A 14,172-nucleotide genomic window follows, 5' to 3' on the forward strand; every position below is an offset into this window, starting at 1 on the left:
ACCTGCACCTACACCTGGACGAGCAGCTTCCCGAGGTGCCGGCCCTCGAGAAGGCTGACCAGGCCTGCGGGCGCCTGCTCCAGGCCTGGGAGCACCTCCTCGTGGTAGACGATCTCGGACGAGCGCACCCAGGCGCTCATCTCCTCCTCGAACCTCGGCCGCAGCTGCTCGTAGTCGCGGTACACGAAGCCCTGCACCGTGATGCTGCGGGTCAGGATGCCGGACATCAGCGCGGCGATGTCGCCGCCGCTGTCGGCACCGGTGGCGCTGTACGCCGAGGCCACGCCGCAGACCGGGACCCGGGCGTACCGGTTGAGCCGGGGCTCGACGGCCCGCCACACCTTGCCGCCGACGTTCTCGAAGTAGACGTCGACGCCGTCGGGCGTCGCCGCCGCGAGCTGGTCCTCGAAGTCCGGGGCGCGGTGGTCGACGGCAGCGTCGAAGCCGGCCTCTCGCAGCCAGGCGACCTTCCGCCCGCCGCCGGCGATCCCGACCGCACGGGCTCCCTTGATCCGCGCGAGCTGGCCGACGGTCGCCCCGACAGTACCGGTCGCCGCCGCGACGACCACGGTTTCCGTGGGCCGCGGCCGGCCGATCTCGAGGAGGCCCGCGTACGCCGTCAGCCCGGGCATGCCGAGCACGCCCAGCGCGGTCGACACTGCAGCGCGCGTCGGGTCGAGGCGGCGCACGGCGTCCGCCGGGGCCACGGCGTACCGCTGCCAACCGGTGGCCGCCGCGACGATGTCGCCGGGTCGCACGGCGGGATCCTCGCTGGCCACGACCTCGGCGACCGTACCGCCCTCCATCACGGCGCCGATCGGCACCGGGGGCGTGGACGAGCTGTGCGAGGCCGACGAGCCCATCCGCCCGCGCAGATAGGGGTCGAGCGACAGGTACACGGTGCGCAGCAGCACCTCGCCGGCACGCGGAGACGGCACCGGCACCGTCTCCACGGCGAAGTTGTCGGCGGTCGGCGCTCCGGAGGGCCGGCTGGCCAGCACGATCCGGGTGTTGAGATCCTCCACGCTCGCCTCCGGCTCAGGGAGCGATGCCGACGTATTTGACGTCGAGGTACTCCTCGATGCCCTCCGGGCCGCCCTCGCGCCCGAAGCCGGAGTGCTTCACGCCGCCGAACGGGGCAGCGGGGTTGGAGACGATCCCCTGGTTGACCCCGACCATCCCGAAGTCGAGTCGTTCGCACACCCGGATCACGCGGCTGACGTTGGCGGAGTACACGTAGGCCGCGAGGCCGTACATGGTGTCGTTGGCCATCTCGACGGCCTTCTCGTCGTCGGCGAACGTCGTGATGGGTGCCACCGGGCCGAAGATCTCCTCGCGGAACAGGTCGGCGTCCGCCGGTACGCCGGTCAGGACGGTCGGCTCGTAGAAGTACCCGGTGTCGCGGGTGGTCGACCCGCCGGTGACGACGGTGGCGCCCCGTGACGTCGCGTCGTGGACGAGGTCGGACACCTTGCGCAACTGCTGGCCGTCGATCAACGGGCCGACGGTCACGCCATCCTCGGTACCACGGCCGACGACCTCGCTCGCCATGCGCGCCGCGAACCTGGACGCGAAGTCGTCGGCCAGCGACTCGTGCACGATGAACCGGTTCGCAGCCGTGCAGGCCTCCCCCATGTTGCGCATCTTGGCGAGCATGGCGCCGTCGACGGCGGCGTCGAGATCGGCATCGGGGAACACCAGGAACGGGGCGTTCCCGCCGAGCTCCATCGACACCCGTAGCATCTGGTCGGCGGACTGCCGCACCAGGCCTTGTCCGATCGGGGTGGAGCCGGTGAAGGTCACCTTCCGCAGCCGCGGGTCGCTCATGAGCGCTCGCACCAGCTCACCGGTCCGCGTGGTGGTCACGACGTTGAGCACGCCCGAAGGTACGCCCACCTCCTGCAGCAGGCCGGCGAGCGCCAGCATGGTCAGCGGCGTCTGTCGCGCGGGCTTCACCACCATCGTGCAGCCCGCGGCGATGGCCGGTCCGATCTTCCGGGTCCCCATGGCGAGTGGGAAGTTCCACGGCGTGATCATGAGCGTCGGGCCGACGGGCTGCTTCATCGTCAGCAACCGTGTTGCGCCGTCCGGCGCGGTGGACCATCGACCGGCGATCCTGACAGCCTCCTCCGAGAACCAGCGCAGAAACTCGGCGCCGTAGGCGACCTCTCCCCTGGACTGCGCCAGGGGTTTGCCCATCTCGAGCGTCATGAGCAGCGCGAACTCCTCGGCGCGTTGGATGAGCAGTTCGTACGCCGCGCGCAGCAGCTCGCCGCGCATGCGAGGCGGCGTGGCCGCCCACTGCGTCTGCGCGCCGGCCGCCGCGTCGAGCGCCGCCAGCCCGTCGTCGACCGTGGCGTCAGCCACGTCCACCAGGGTCTTCGTCGTCGACGGATCTTCGACGGCGATGGCGGCGCCGGACGCGGACGCACGCCACGTCCCTGCGACGAACAGTCCCCGGGGGACGCGGTCCAGAACCGTCTGCTCGGTCACCATGCTGTCTCCTCCAAACGCGACAAGGGCCGGATCATTGCGCCTCGCTGCCCGGCTTCGCCTTCGCCAGTTCCTCGGTCAGGTGGCGAAGGTAGGTGCTGCTCTGCCGGGCCATGCCGAGCAGCACCACCCCGACGAGCGCGTCGTTGCTGTGGTAGCCGATGGCCGCCTCGCCGGTCAGGTCGCCTTCGAGGACCGCACAGCGGTCACCCAGCCTCGGCAGCCCGAACGCGCGGATGCGCACCACGCCCTGGTCGGACCAGAACGTCGGCACTGTGGTGAAGGGGCCCGGCGCCGGGGCGACCCCCTCGAGGTCGTGGACCAGCGTGGTCGCGGCGTGCGCCGCGGAGTCGGCCGCGACCTGCCAGTGCTCCACCCTGCGGGCATCGTCGCCGAAGAGTGGGTTGGGGAAGCGGGCGACGTCGCCGACGGCGACCACGCCCCGCCGGCCGCCCATCCGCAGCCAGCCGTCACAGCGGACCCCGTCCGTCAGGTCGAGATCGTTGCCGGCGAGCCACTCGGTCCTGGGGACGGAGCCGATGGCCTCCACGACGACGTCGGCGCGGAGCACGGACCCGTCGGCGAGCCGAACCCGTTCGCCGTCCACCCGTGCCACGCCGGTGCCCAGATGGAACTCGACCCCGGCCGCGGCATGCCGCCGACGCAGTTCGGTCCCGAGGAGACGGCCCAGCGGGGTCTGCATCGGCACGGCGTCCACGGCGACGACGGCCACCGCGCAGCCACGCACCGTGGCGGCCGCCGCGACCTCACAGCCGATGAATCCCGCCCCGATGACGACGACCCGCGTCCCCGGGGTCAGCCGGGCCGACACGGCAAGGGCGTCGTCGACCGTGCGGATCACCTGGCGTGGGCCTCCGACCGAGTCCGGCAGCCGCCGGGGACGGACGCCCGAGGCCGCCACCAGCCCGTCGTACCTCAGCGTGGTTCCGTCATCCAGCCGCAGCATGCGGTTCGCGAGGTCGCTGGCGACCACGCCGCGACCCAGCCGCCACTGCGTCTCGTGCTCGGACGGACGCATGCGCAGCGCAACATCGGCGTGCGTGCCCCCGTCGATGAGCAGCTTCTTCGACAGCGGAGGGCGGGTGTACGGCATGTGGGTCTCCTCACCCACCACGACGACCCGTTCCTGCCAGCCCTGCCGGCGCAGCGCCTCGAGCGTCCGCAGCCCGGCGAGCCCGGCTCCCACCACGGCGATCACGCGCTGGTTGTCGTTCGAGCCCGCCATGCGGATCCCCTCTGTGCTGCGCTCCACGAAGCGGGCCGCCCGGCCCCCATGTATTGCCGTAGCCTAGTTATGTCGTGACATAATACAGCCACAACAGCAGAGCGCAGTGGTCGTAGTATCGGATGGTTCCGAGGCGGCTTCGCCAGGCGCGGAGGGGTGCAAGGCATGACAGACCTACGGGCGCTACAGGACAGGTTCGAGATCCTGGACCTGTACTCGAACTACGCGATCGGCATGGACCGAGGCGACCGCGCCCGGTTCGCGTCCGTCTGGTCCGAGGACGCGGTGTGGCTCTGTGCCGAGCTGCGTCTGGAACTCGTCGGCAAAGCAGCCATTCTGGCGTACTACGACAGCCGGCCGGGGAGGGCTCCGTCAACTCCGGACCGCGGCGGCAACCTGCGACTCGCCGGCAACCACGTCATCGAGGTCCACGGCGACACCGCTTCGGGGCTTGCCGAGTTCGTCGCCTACCGCTTCACCGGTTCGAGCATGCACCCGTACACGATGGGCCATTACGAGGACGTGTTCGTCCGCGACGAGACCGGTTGGCGCCTGCGGCGGCGTGACATGGTGGTCTGCCCGGTCCAGGCGGCACCCTGATCTTCCTGGGCGCCGATGTTCAGCTCGACGCTTGTTGTGCGGCGAACAGGACGGCGACCTGGGTGCGCGAGGTGAAGTTGAGCTTCATCAAGATGTGCTCGACGTGGGAGTCGACCGTTCGCGCCGCGATCACCAGCTCCGCGGCGATGTCCTTGTTGCTCTTGCCACTGGCGACGAGTTGTGCGACCTCGCGTTCACGTGGGGTCAGCGGCAGATCCGCCGCAGGCCCGGTCGTCGTTGCCGGTTCGGTGGTCTTCTCGCCCAGCGCGTAGGCGACGAGTTCGTCGATGGTGAGCCGCCACCCGTGCTCCACGGCAGCGTCGAAGGCGCGCCGGCCGAGCGCTTCGCGGGCCTGGCCCAGGTACCGGTGGTGCCACTCGAGCAGGCCCTTGCTGCCGCCCAGCAGCGGACCGACCTCGTCGGACCTGGTCTCGCACGCCGAGAGCAGCCGTGCTGCGCGCTCGGCGTCGCCGCCGGCAAGGGTTGCCCAGGCGAGGATCTCGACGGCCCAGATCATGCCGTGCTCGGTCTCGATCTCGCGCTTGCCGGCGAGTCCGGCCTTGACCAGTACCACCGCGTCGGGTATGCGCTCGTCCAGCAGCGCCGCCAGCCCGAGGAACACCGAGCACCACGACCGCAGCAGATGCTCGCCCTGCCCGGCACACAGCGCCTGTGCCTCCTCGAGAACGGCCACGGCACGGTCCACCTGGCCGCAGTAGCACAACGCCAGACCGAGCTTGAGACACGCGTCGGCCAGGTGCGGGTTGATGCCGCCCAGCCGGCGTTCCAGCCGGACCCCCTCTTCGAGGTGGGCAATGGCCTCCTCGATCCGGCCCTCGAACAGCTCGGCGACGCCACGACTCACGGTGGCATGGGCGATGCTGGCCTCGTCATGGAACAGTGGGGCCAGCTGAACGCACTGGCCGAGCAGTGCCCGGGCGGCCGACGTTTCGCCGCCGACGGCAGCGAAGAAGCCGTTGGTCCACAATGCGGGGACGCGTTCCGGGGCCGGCTCGTCATCGGCGGCGAGCAGCCGGCCGAGCCAGTGCCGCCCCTCGCCTGGACGACCACTGCCGATCCAGAAGCCAAACAGCGCGCTGGCCATGCGCAACCCGACGCGGATCTGACCGGGCTCGGTGAGGCAGAACTCCAGTGCTGCCCGTACGTTGGCCTGGTCGTCGAGCACCCGACCGAGCAATGCCTGCTGGTCCGGGCCGAACCAGCCGGTCTCGACAGCGGTGGCGAGCCCGGCGAAGTGGCGCAGGTAGGCCCGGCGCACGGCTTGCTCCTGGCCACGGGCACGGAGAAGGTCCTCGCCGTAGTGCCGGACCGTCTCGAGCATTCGGTACCGCCGGCCGTCGAGCCGGACGACGGACTTGTCGACCAGCTCCGCCAACGCGGGCCACACGTCGTCGACCTGGAGATCCTTGCCGGCGCAGATGTGCTCGATGGCGTCGAGATCCGCGCCGCCGCGGAACACCGACATCCTCGCCCACAGGGTTCTCGCGCGTGAGGAACACAGCTCGTAGCTGTAGTCCATGGTGGCGCGCAGGGTCTGCTGCCTCGACGGAGCGGTACGGTTGCCTGACTCCAGCGTCAGTGGGCTGCTCACCTGCATCGACAGGGCTTCGATCGGGAGCCAGCGCGTGCTGGCCGCCGCGAGCTCGATCGCCAGCGGCAGGCCGTCCAGACGCCGGCACAGCTCGATCACCGCCTGCTCGTCTGCCTCAGGAACAGCGAAGTCGGGGTTGAGCATCGAGGCCCGCTCCACGAACAGGGCAACGGCGTCGTACCGCTGGGCCGCTCCGGGGCGCGGCCCCTCGCTGGGCTCCGGCAGCGACAGCGGCGGCACCGGGAACAGCGCCTCGCCCTCGATGCGCAGGGGTTCACGGCTGGTGGCCATCACGCGCAGGTTCGGACAGTGCCGCAGGAGCGCTGTCGTCACACCCGCACATGCCAGGGCAAGATGTTCGCAATTGTCCAGAACCAGTAGCATCTGCCGATCGCCGACGTGCTTGACCAGCTCCGCGATCGCAGCGCTGGCGGGGCCCGGCGTTCCGAACGTCGACATGATGGTCGAGACGAGCAGGTCGGGCTGCGTCAGCTCCGCCAGGGGCACCAGCCATACCCCGTCTCGAAACGGCGGCTGCGCACTGCGGGCCACATGCAGTGCGAGCCTGGTCTTGCCGACCCCTCCGGGCCCGGTCAATGTGACCAGCCGGGACCGCGACAGCAGCCGCTTGACCCCCACGGCCTCTGATCGTCGCCCGACCAGGCTGGTGACCTCCGCCGGCAGATTCCCGACCCCGCGCGACGCTCCACGAACCATACAAACCGCCTCGCCCCGGCCACATCCACGGTGATGGTGCAAGCAGCGACCACCGAGCAGATCCGCGCTCATCCTAAGCCGTGATCAGCGCGATTGGGCAGGTAGAAAGGGGCACGGCTTGCCGCACCGGACCCACCGGCGGCACTGCGTCACGTTCCGAACACACTGTGACGCAATCCACGTCGGTACCGGCATCGGTAGTTCTACGCATGCCTCCGGAGGCCCGTTCGTCGAGCCTTAGCAATCACGTAACAAGGACGACACAGGAGCGAACCGTGACGGATCGGGACAGGGATGTTGGACACCGAGCTCCGGAATGCCCCGAAGGCCGGCACCCGGTGGGTTCCCCGAACGGCGCCATCGAGACACTGATCGAACTCGCCAGGCACGTAGCGTCCATCATCCCGCTTCCCGGCGAGCCACTGCACGGCGACGCCCCTTCGAGGCGGGCCTGGGCGGATCTCATGCTCGACGCCGGCTCCGGTATCGCCGCCGCCGCCAGGTTCGATGGCGACCTCCTGCGCCGAGCGGTCGGTGTCGAGCACAACGGTGGTGTCGATCCGATCTCGCGGACCCTGCTCGAGGTTGCCCTGATCGTGGCCGCTCCGTCGACGCCACACGTCCGCAGTCGCGGCAGAGGGCTCCGCACGGCCGTCACCCGCGGCTGCCGGGTCCACCCGCAGCTACCCGGCGGCGGCTGACAGCTGCACGCCTACGGATGCTCGGGCCAGCGCAGCCGCTTGTACACAGGGTCATTGCGATCGCGCGTGCCCTCGAAGTGGCCTGCCGAGGCCGGCGCGTTCGTCGACGGATGGGTCCCGCGGTAGTCCATGACCACGCGTCGGTAGGTGAGCAGCCACTTGCCGTCGATCCGCTGGCAGTAGTCGAGGTACCGGCCGAACGAACGCACCAGGGACGACTCCTCGGACTGCATGTAGAAGTCGAAGTACGTCTCGCCGAACGCCTCGTCGCCCTCGACGTCCCAGATCGACTGGCCGAGCAGGTGGTACAGAAAGGGCGACGCGTTCGTGAAGTCGGAGTTGCAGATGTACTCCGCGAACTCCACGCCGCTGCCCCGGAACCGTCCGTGGTCGTCGAACGACTTCTCCGCGTAGCAGGCGACGATCGCGTCGCGGTCGGTCCGGTCGACGGCGCGCGCGATGCGTGCGACGAGCTCGGTCAGCTCCATCTTGTCCGCGACCGTGTCGGCAGTGCTCATGTCCGTCCTTTCGGGGTGTCAGATGACGCCTTCCCACGCCAGGCGGCAGGCCTGATGGCGCTCCCAAATTGTGTTACGGACAACGTATCAGCATTACTCTGTAATGGTCCAGGACCACATTGCCCTGCGCGGCTCGCCTCCCGGCCGACCGGCGCGGCGCTGGATCACGGCACGGCGAACTCCCGGCGCGCTGCCCATAATGGTCTTCAGCGCCCGCGCGCTATATGGTGTTTGATAATTGTGTTGGTGTTCGACCACCGGGTGATCTCGTGCCCGTGGGCCACCAGAAGGAGTTCCTCAACCGTGGCGCGGATGAGCCCCGGACCGCGTTCCTCGGGCCGGCGTGGTGGCCGGCAAGGTACTGACCATCGCGGAGGTCTTCGACCACCCACAGGTCCCGGCCCGTGGCATGGCCGTGGACCCACTCAGCTTCAGCGACCCCGGTACATCGCGGAGTGGGAGGCGGCCTTCGTCGCCAGCAAGCTCCATGGCGCGGTCGTGGCGGACCCGCGCACGGCATTCAGGCATGAACAGGCACCGGCCCGCGCGATGCGGGAGCAGAGGTCGCCGGCTTCTCCATCAAGCGCTCCGCGGCGGACTACGTTCCGGCCGCGGCCGCGCCGGCCCCCGGGCAGACACTGCCCGCATCACGCGCGAAATCGGGTGACCCTGGAGGCCGCCTCGCAGCGCTCCGAGCCCCAGCCAACGCCGCTCACTCCGGCCCCACTCCACGCGGGACCCTGGGCCGCCGCGGCGCCGCTCAGCGGTCGCTGGTGGCCGCCTGCTGCACCGACGCTCCGCCAAGGAGCTCGTCGAGCTTGGCCCGCGCCTGCTCGAGCCGCTGCGCGTAGTCGTTGCGCTCGGCGGCGATCCGGTCACGGTCGGCCTTCAACGTCTCGACGTTGCGCTCGGCGGGCGGCGCCGGCGGGACGTTCTGGGTCATGGCGAAGCTCCAGAACTCGCGCACCACCGCGCGGGCGAGCCGGTCGTAGTCGATGACGACGTTGCCGGCACCGGCCGGGACGACGGCGGCGTCGACGGCGGGCGCCGCCTGCGTCACCGGCGCGACGGCGGCGGCGTCGATCGCGGGCCCCGCGTCGATCCGGTAGGTCCGCTTGCCCCGAATGTCCCGGACGATCTCGCCTTCCCGGTCCATGGCGGCGATGAGCTGGATGAAGGCCACCTGGGACCCCTCGTAGTCGATGGCGTCCTTCAGCACGCTGGTCGCGTAGCCCGACGGATCCTCGATGGGACCGGCGGACACCAGGTAACGACGGATGCGCGTCCGGGCGGTGCGATCGCGAGCCACGGTGTCCACCCACTCCAAACTGTGTTCGTGCTCCGTTGACGGCGGGCCACAATCGTCGTCAGTCCTGTGGACCTGGCCCGCTCTCTTCGCCAACCACTATAGCGCACCCACAAGTTGTGGGCGCGCTATCAGTCGAGTTGTTTGGGTGTTCTTACCTTGGGGTGTTCTTACCTTGGGGGTGTTCTTAGCTTGGGGGCTCTGCTGGTCAGTCCGTCCGACGGGCCGCGACCGACGTCGGGGTGAGCTCCACTGCGACGGTCGGCGTGCGACGAACCGCGCCGGGGTGTCGTGGCGCCCGGCGGCCGATCGCCGGACGTCGCGGTGAGAGCAGCGTCAGGGCGTGCACGCATGCGGGTTGGTGCTGTGACGGGCGAGCGGTCGCGGCGAGCGCGAGCAGGGTCTGCCATGTAACGCGGGAGTATCGGCTGAGTCCCGCGTGTGACGCGGGGATGTCGAGACCACGCAGGTCGGCGACGGCGGCGATCCTCGCCGCGGTCGACAGGACGAGGTCGCGCCAGGCCCGGTAGCCGTCCGCGTCGCCGGCGCGGGGAGGCTCGGGGAGCAGGTCTGCCGCACGTCTGGCTAGTTCGGTCGCGTCATGCACGTTCAGCATTTCGATCCTCCCGAGCCTTCTTGTGTTACTCCCGTCACGACACCGTAGGCGCTCCGTCGAGCGTCGTCAAGCGACGCTATTGACGCGACCGCGATACACTTCTCGGCACTATGACCAGCCCCGACGAACACAAGATCTCCGAGGCGTTGGAGCGCCTGGCCCTGGCCCTCGGCGAGAGCGGCGCTGTGCCCGTCGCGGAGCTGGTCCGGGCGCTGGAGCGCGCCGCCGAGCGGCTGCGGACCCGAACCGTCAACGTCGAGCTCCCAACCGATCTGGTCACCCAGGCGGAGGCCTCGCGGGCCATCGGTGTGAGCCGTCAGGCCGTCAACCAGTGGGTACGCAGCGGTGTACTGCCTTCCTACGTCCGCGGTGGCGCCCCCGAGGTCTCGCTGTCCGAGGTGGCCATCGCGGCGAATCGGCGCTCGCGGGAGGTGCCCTTCTCCAACACCCGCCGGCGAGAGCTGACCGACTTCCTCGCACTGATCGAGAAGGGCCCCACCGGCCGAGTCGCGCGTGACATCCGCGACGCCATCGAGGACGAGTCGTTCTCGGGCCGCTCGCAGGACCAGTCCCGCGTGCTGCGCGAGTTCGTCATCGCGTCGATGGGGATCGGCGACGAGCAGCACGAGTTCAACGCCGCGGGCGTCAAGCTGCTGGCGGACCTGGATCCCCGATTCGAGGTCGACCGGGCCGGCGCGTTCGGTCAGCTGGCGGACTCGCTGGGTCTGCTGGTGAGGTCCGCGCAGGGTGCGGTCGGGTTCGACTCCCCGGCGACGGCGATCCTGAGCCTGCTCGGGGCCGCGACCATCGGCGCGCTCTACGAGGGCGACGACGCGGACGCGGGCCGGGCAATCGCACACGCCGCCGCCGAGGTGTGGGGGGTCGAGTGGCCGATCCGGCTGCACGATGCGGCATTCCACGTCGGGCAGCTGCGGCCCACTCCCCTGACGCGGTACACGGCCTCGCTGACGTATCTGGACAAGAACCGCTTCCTCCGCCAGGCACAGTCGTCCGGCGTGACGATCGCCTACGCGCGTGGGCCGGGGGTCATCCTCCCCCAGCGCTTCTACGGCGGGCCGGTCCTGCGGGACATCCTGGCGAATCGCCGGGATGCATCGGCGCCCTGGCGGTTCTCGAAGAAGTCTGCCGCGATCGGCCGGCCGGCAAAGCTCCCCAGCGGCGAGAGCCCGTTCCGTGCCTTCTACTACGAGTACGGACTGCTGGACAGCACGATCCACGGCATCCGGCGCTCCTGCTACTCCGCCACCGACGCCCGGCACGAGCTCCAGACGTACGCACACTCGCTGTCGGCGCGGGAACGCAAGACCTATCTGCAGACCGCCGTCGAGACGCTGGCCCGGACGCTGAGCCAGCCGCACATCGAGCTCGCCGCGATCGACGAGCGGGACCGGTTCGACTGGTGGAAGGACCACATCATCGGGGCCTCGCCGCAGGAGATCCTGATCGGCCTCCGCGACGAGCAGGCCCGCAAGACCGCGCACGCTCTCCTGGTGCAGACGAGCATCCTGCCGGAGGTCGTCGAGGCCGCCGACGCCGACGGCTCGCTGCGCGACCGGCTGCGCATCTACGTCAAGAACCTCGAGTTCGATGTCATCGAGGCCCGCTACCGCGACGACCTGCGGCTCAACGTCGCCCGGCTGGTCAAGCCCGGTGGGCATGCGCTGAGCCGCGGCGAGGCCCTGGAGCGGGCCTCCGACGAGATCCGCACGCTGATGCGCTGACGTGGCGCAGGGTTGGTGTGATCCGTCTGATCAGCGCCCCGGGCCTACGACCGAACGCGCGGTCCTGGCGTGAAGGTCGCCGGCACGGACGCCGGCCCCAGCACCGAAGGCGCAATCGGGGAGCGCCGATACTGTACCGGACCGGCAAGCTGGATGTCCGGCATCCTCTGCATGATTGCCTGGAAGATCAAGGTGAGCTCGAGCCGCGCGAGGTGCGAGCCGAGGCAGAAGTGCCGGCCCGCGCCGAACGCCAGGTGCGGGTTCGGCGACCTGCGGATGTCGAAGACATCCGGATGCACGAAGGCTTCGGGGTCGCGGTTGGCCGCGGCGTAGTACGAGACGACCTTCTGCCCTTTGCCGATCTTCTGGCCGGCGATCTCGGTGTCTCTGGTCGCTGTCCGACGCTGGTAGAGGATCGGGGTCGACCATCGCAGGATCTCCTCGACCGCGCCGGCGATGAGGCTGGGGTCGTCGAGCAGCAGCCTTCGCTGCTCCGGAAACTCGAAGAACGCCGCCATGCCCGCGCCAACCACGTTGCGGGTCGTGTCGCTGCCCGCGGCGACCAGGAGCAGGAAGTCCATCGAGAACTGCGTGAGATCCATGGGAATGTCGCCGACGGTGGCGTACGCCAGCCGGCCGAGCAGGTCGTCGGCGGGCGCGGTCCGCCGCTGCTCCCACGCGGCCGAGGCGTGCCGGAACATCGTCCGGACCGCCTCCAGCCCCGGGCCCTCCTCCTTGCTGCCGCCGCGGGTGAGGATGTCCGCCGCGTCGCAGAGCTCGATGGCTTCGGGCCGGGAAAGACCCAGCAGGTCGGCTGTCACGTACGACGCGAGCTTCTGGCCCAGGTCGCTGGTGATGTCACACTCGCCGGTCTCGACAACCTCGTCGATGATCTCGTCGACGAGGATCTGGAGTTGGTCGCGCATGCCGCGGACCGGGATCGGGTTGAGCTCCACGCCCAGGGTCTTGCGGTGTGCCGTGTGATGCGGAGGATCGGACATCAGCAGATGCTTGGCGGTCCCGGTGTCGGACATCGAGACCGTGTCGACGATGACGGTCGAGGGCTCGGACGAGAATGTCTCCGAGTCGACCTCCGCTGCCTTCACGTCCCGGTGCCGGGTCAGCGCCCAGTAGCCCGGGCCACCATCTGGCTCCTCATGCCAATGGATCGGATCGTGCTCGCGTAACCACCGAAGATGGCGGTGTGGCACGCCATCCAGGTAGAGGGCCGGGTCAAGAAGGTTGGGGCTGGTTGTGATCACTATTCTCCTTGATGGTCATCTCGGCGAGCGCGAAGGTCCGCGGGATGAGCTCGTCGAGTTGAAAGCTTGCGGCGGTGGTAGCGCCCCAGGATGGTCTGCGCGCCAGGGTGCAGCGGTGATGATGGCGCGACCGTTGAGGCCGAACGTCGGCATCATGTCGCCAAAGGATCCCGCAATAGTGTCGAAGTTATGGCACTCCTATGAAATCGCTATGGTAGGAATGGCCCAGGTCACATGTCAAGGGCGACCTGGGCGGTGCCTGTCAGCTCCGGCGAGACCCTCGACCCGCTCATGCCGACCGTTCCCGGACCGGGCTCCGCTTGCCGGGTCGCCACCAGCCGCTAGTATCGTGTTACTAATGTGTTTCGCTCGCCCGGTGCGTTGCCGTGGGGGGAACTGCTGTTGCGGGCCGGCACTCGCCGATCGATCCTCGCCGTCTTTGAAGAGCCACGACGCTGATCCGCGCGCGGCGGTCGATCACACCTCGCCCGGTCCTCGATCTCTGACCTGGTCGCGTGTGGTCCTGCTGGCTGGCGCGTCATCAGCCGAAAGGAGCATCCTGTGGTCGTTCATGCAGGATCGGCCGAGCCCCGCCTGGGCTGGCACCTGCGGACCATCGAGCGCTGCCGGGCGCTCGACCCGGAGTTCACAGCGTCCGCCGAAGCACTGTTCGGGCATCCGCACCGCAACGCATCCCTCAGCGGCCGTGTACGAGCGCTCGTCGTCCTGGCTGCTGAGGCCGTCATCCCGCAGGCCGACGAGGATCGGATGACGGCCGCCATCGGCTGGGCGGCGGCCGAGGGCGCAACCGTCGACGAGGTGATGTGCGTTCTGGAGATCGCCTGCTCCATCGGTCTGCACACCGTGTCGGTCGGTCTCCCGATCCTCCTCGAGGAAATGGCGAAGCAGGGTATCGACCTGCCTGCCGAGACGCCGCGACATGCCGAGTTGAAGGAGCGCATCGAGACGACCGGCCCGCGGCCACGCCCGCTCAACTCGATCTATGCGGCGATCCTACGGATGGACCCGGACTACTTCGCGCATCGCATCCGCTTCATCGACCTGCCGTGGGAACGGCTGGAGGTGCTGGATCCGGCAGTCAAGCACCTTGTATCCATCGCGATCGACGCCGTCAGCCCTCAGCACTACGTGGACGGTCTGCGGAAGCACATCCATGAGGCGCTCCAGATCGGCGTCGCGCCCCGTGCGATCCTCGAGGTTCTGCAGCTCGCCTCGGTCACGGGCCTGCGTACCCTCGACGTCGGCCTACCCTTGGTGGACAGAGCGTTCCCGCCAGCAGCTCGCGCTCCAGGCCGTCGAAACCCGGAATGAGGCCCGCGGTCGGGAGGTACGTCAAGC

12 protein-coding genes are annotated in these 14,172 nt (G+C 69.4%); 4 read left to right on the top strand and 8 right to left on the bottom strand.

Going from position 1 to position 14,172, the window contains the following annotated elements:
* Positions 1-8: 8 nt before the first annotated feature.
* The 3 genes from ABZS66_RS00730 to ABZS66_RS00740 are packed head-to-tail and all read right to left on the bottom strand — an operon-like array spanning position 9 to position 3,739.
* The gene (locus tag ABZS66_RS00730; RefSeq protein WP_354753801.1) at positions 9-1,025 is read right to left on the bottom strand and encodes an NADP-dependent oxidoreductase; all 1,017 of its coding nucleotides are present in this window, start codon (positions 1,023-1,025) and stop codon (positions 9-11) included.
* A 13-nt stretch (positions 1,026-1,038) separates the two neighbouring features.
* Positions 1,039-2,496, bottom strand: coding sequence for an NAD-dependent succinate-semialdehyde dehydrogenase (locus ABZS66_RS00735; protein WP_354753803.1), 1,458 nt, complete (start codon positions 2,494-2,496; stop codon positions 1,039-1,041).
* A gap of 31 nt (positions 2,497-2,527) precedes the next feature.
* Entirely contained in the window at positions 2,528-3,739 is a 1,212-nt protein-coding gene (locus ABZS66_RS00740; RefSeq protein WP_354753805.1) for an FAD-dependent oxidoreductase, read from the bottom strand.
* Between the two features lie 165 nt (positions 3,740-3,904).
* Here ABZS66_RS00740 and ABZS66_RS00745 point away from each other — a divergent pair, with 165 nt between their 5' ends.
* Complete coding sequence (locus ABZS66_RS00745) at positions 3,905-4,339, top strand: nuclear transport factor 2 family protein (protein WP_354753807.1); 435 nt, start codon at positions 3,905-3,907, stop codon at positions 4,337-4,339.
* Between the two features lie 19 nt (positions 4,340-4,358).
* Here the strand turns inward: ABZS66_RS00745 and ABZS66_RS00750 are convergent, their stop codons facing one another.
* Positions 4,359-6,590, bottom strand: coding sequence for a LuxR C-terminal-related transcriptional regulator (locus ABZS66_RS00750; RefSeq protein ID WP_354753808.1), 2,232 nt, complete (start codon positions 6,588-6,590; stop codon positions 4,359-4,361).
* Positions 6,591-7,006: 416 nt separating this feature from the next.
* Between ABZS66_RS00750 and ABZS66_RS00755 the strand changes: the two genes are divergently transcribed.
* Positions 7,007-7,369 (top strand): hypothetical protein, encoded by a 363-nt coding sequence (locus ABZS66_RS00755; RefSeq protein ID WP_354753810.1) that lies wholly within the window; start codon positions 7,007-7,009, stop codon positions 7,367-7,369.
* A gap of 11 nt (positions 7,370-7,380) precedes the next feature.
* Here the strand turns inward: ABZS66_RS00755 and ABZS66_RS00760 are convergent, their stop codons facing one another.
* The 3 genes from ABZS66_RS00760 to ABZS66_RS00770 form a co-directional block, all read right to left on the bottom strand.
* The gene (locus ABZS66_RS00760; RefSeq protein WP_354753812.1) at positions 7,381-7,887 is read right to left on the bottom strand and encodes a nuclear transport factor 2 family protein; all 507 of its coding nucleotides are present in this window, start codon (positions 7,885-7,887) and stop codon (positions 7,381-7,383) included.
* A gap of 760 nt (positions 7,888-8,647) precedes the next feature.
* Positions 8,648-9,151, bottom strand: a complete 504-nt coding sequence (locus tag ABZS66_RS00765; protein WP_354753814.1) for a hypothetical protein — start codon at positions 9,149-9,151, stop codon at positions 8,648-8,650.
* Between the two features lie 250 nt (positions 9,152-9,401).
* Entirely contained in the window at positions 9,402-9,809 is a 408-nt protein-coding gene (locus tag ABZS66_RS00770) for a hypothetical protein (RefSeq protein WP_354753816.1), read from the bottom strand.
* A 110-nt stretch (positions 9,810-9,919) separates the two neighbouring features.
* Between ABZS66_RS00770 and ABZS66_RS00775 the strand changes: the two genes are divergently transcribed.
* On the top strand, positions 9,920-11,551 hold the full coding sequence (locus ABZS66_RS00775; protein WP_354753818.1) for a hypothetical protein: 1,632 nt from the start codon (positions 9,920-9,922) through the stop codon (positions 11,549-11,551).
* 44 nt (positions 11,552-11,595) lie between these two features.
* On the opposite strand, the gene ABZS66_RS00780 is transcribed toward ABZS66_RS00775, so the two are convergent.
* Entirely contained in the window at positions 11,596-12,657 is a 1,062-nt protein-coding gene (locus ABZS66_RS00780) for a cytochrome P450 (protein ID WP_354753820.1), read from the bottom strand.
* 717 nt (positions 12,658-13,374) lie between these two features.
* On the opposite strand from ABZS66_RS00780, the gene ABZS66_RS00785 reads away from it, so the two are divergent.
* Positions 13,375-14,145: a hypothetical protein gene (locus ABZS66_RS00785; protein ID WP_354753822.1), complete on the top strand. Its 771-nt coding sequence runs from the start codon at positions 13,375-13,377 to the stop codon at positions 14,143-14,145.
* Positions 14,146-14,172: the final 27 nt, after the last annotated feature.

The sequence above is a fragment of the Dactylosporangium sp. NPDC005572 genome, from assembly GCF_040605515.1.
In the GTDB taxonomy this organism is placed as follows: domain Bacteria; phylum Actinomycetota; class Actinomycetes; order Mycobacteriales; family Micromonosporaceae; genus Dactylosporangium.

Bases quoted from the DNA above. Each gene is read 5' to 3' on its own strand.
- ABZS66_RS00760 (WP_354753812.1), bottom strand. From the start codon at position 7,887: ATGAGCACTGCCGACACGGTCGCGGACAAGATGGAGCTGACCGAGCTC.
- ABZS66_RS00745 (WP_354753807.1), top strand. From the start codon at position 3,905: ATGACAGACCTACGGGCGCTACAGGACAGGTTCGAGATCCTGGACCTG.
- ABZS66_RS00770 (WP_354753816.1), bottom strand. From the start codon at position 9,809: ATGCTGAACGTGCATGACGCGACCGAACTAGCCAGACGTGCGGCAGAC.
- ABZS66_RS00735 (WP_354753803.1), bottom strand. From the start codon at position 2,496: ATGGTGACCGAGCAGACGGTTCTGGACCGCGTCCCCCGGGGACTGTTC.
- ABZS66_RS00740 (WP_354753805.1), bottom strand. From the start codon at position 3,739: ATGGCGGGCTCGAACGACAACCAGCGCGTGATCGCCGTGGTGGGAGCC.
- ABZS66_RS00775 (WP_354753818.1), top strand. From the start codon at position 9,920: ATGACCAGCCCCGACGAACACAAGATCTCCGAGGCGTTGGAGCGCCTG.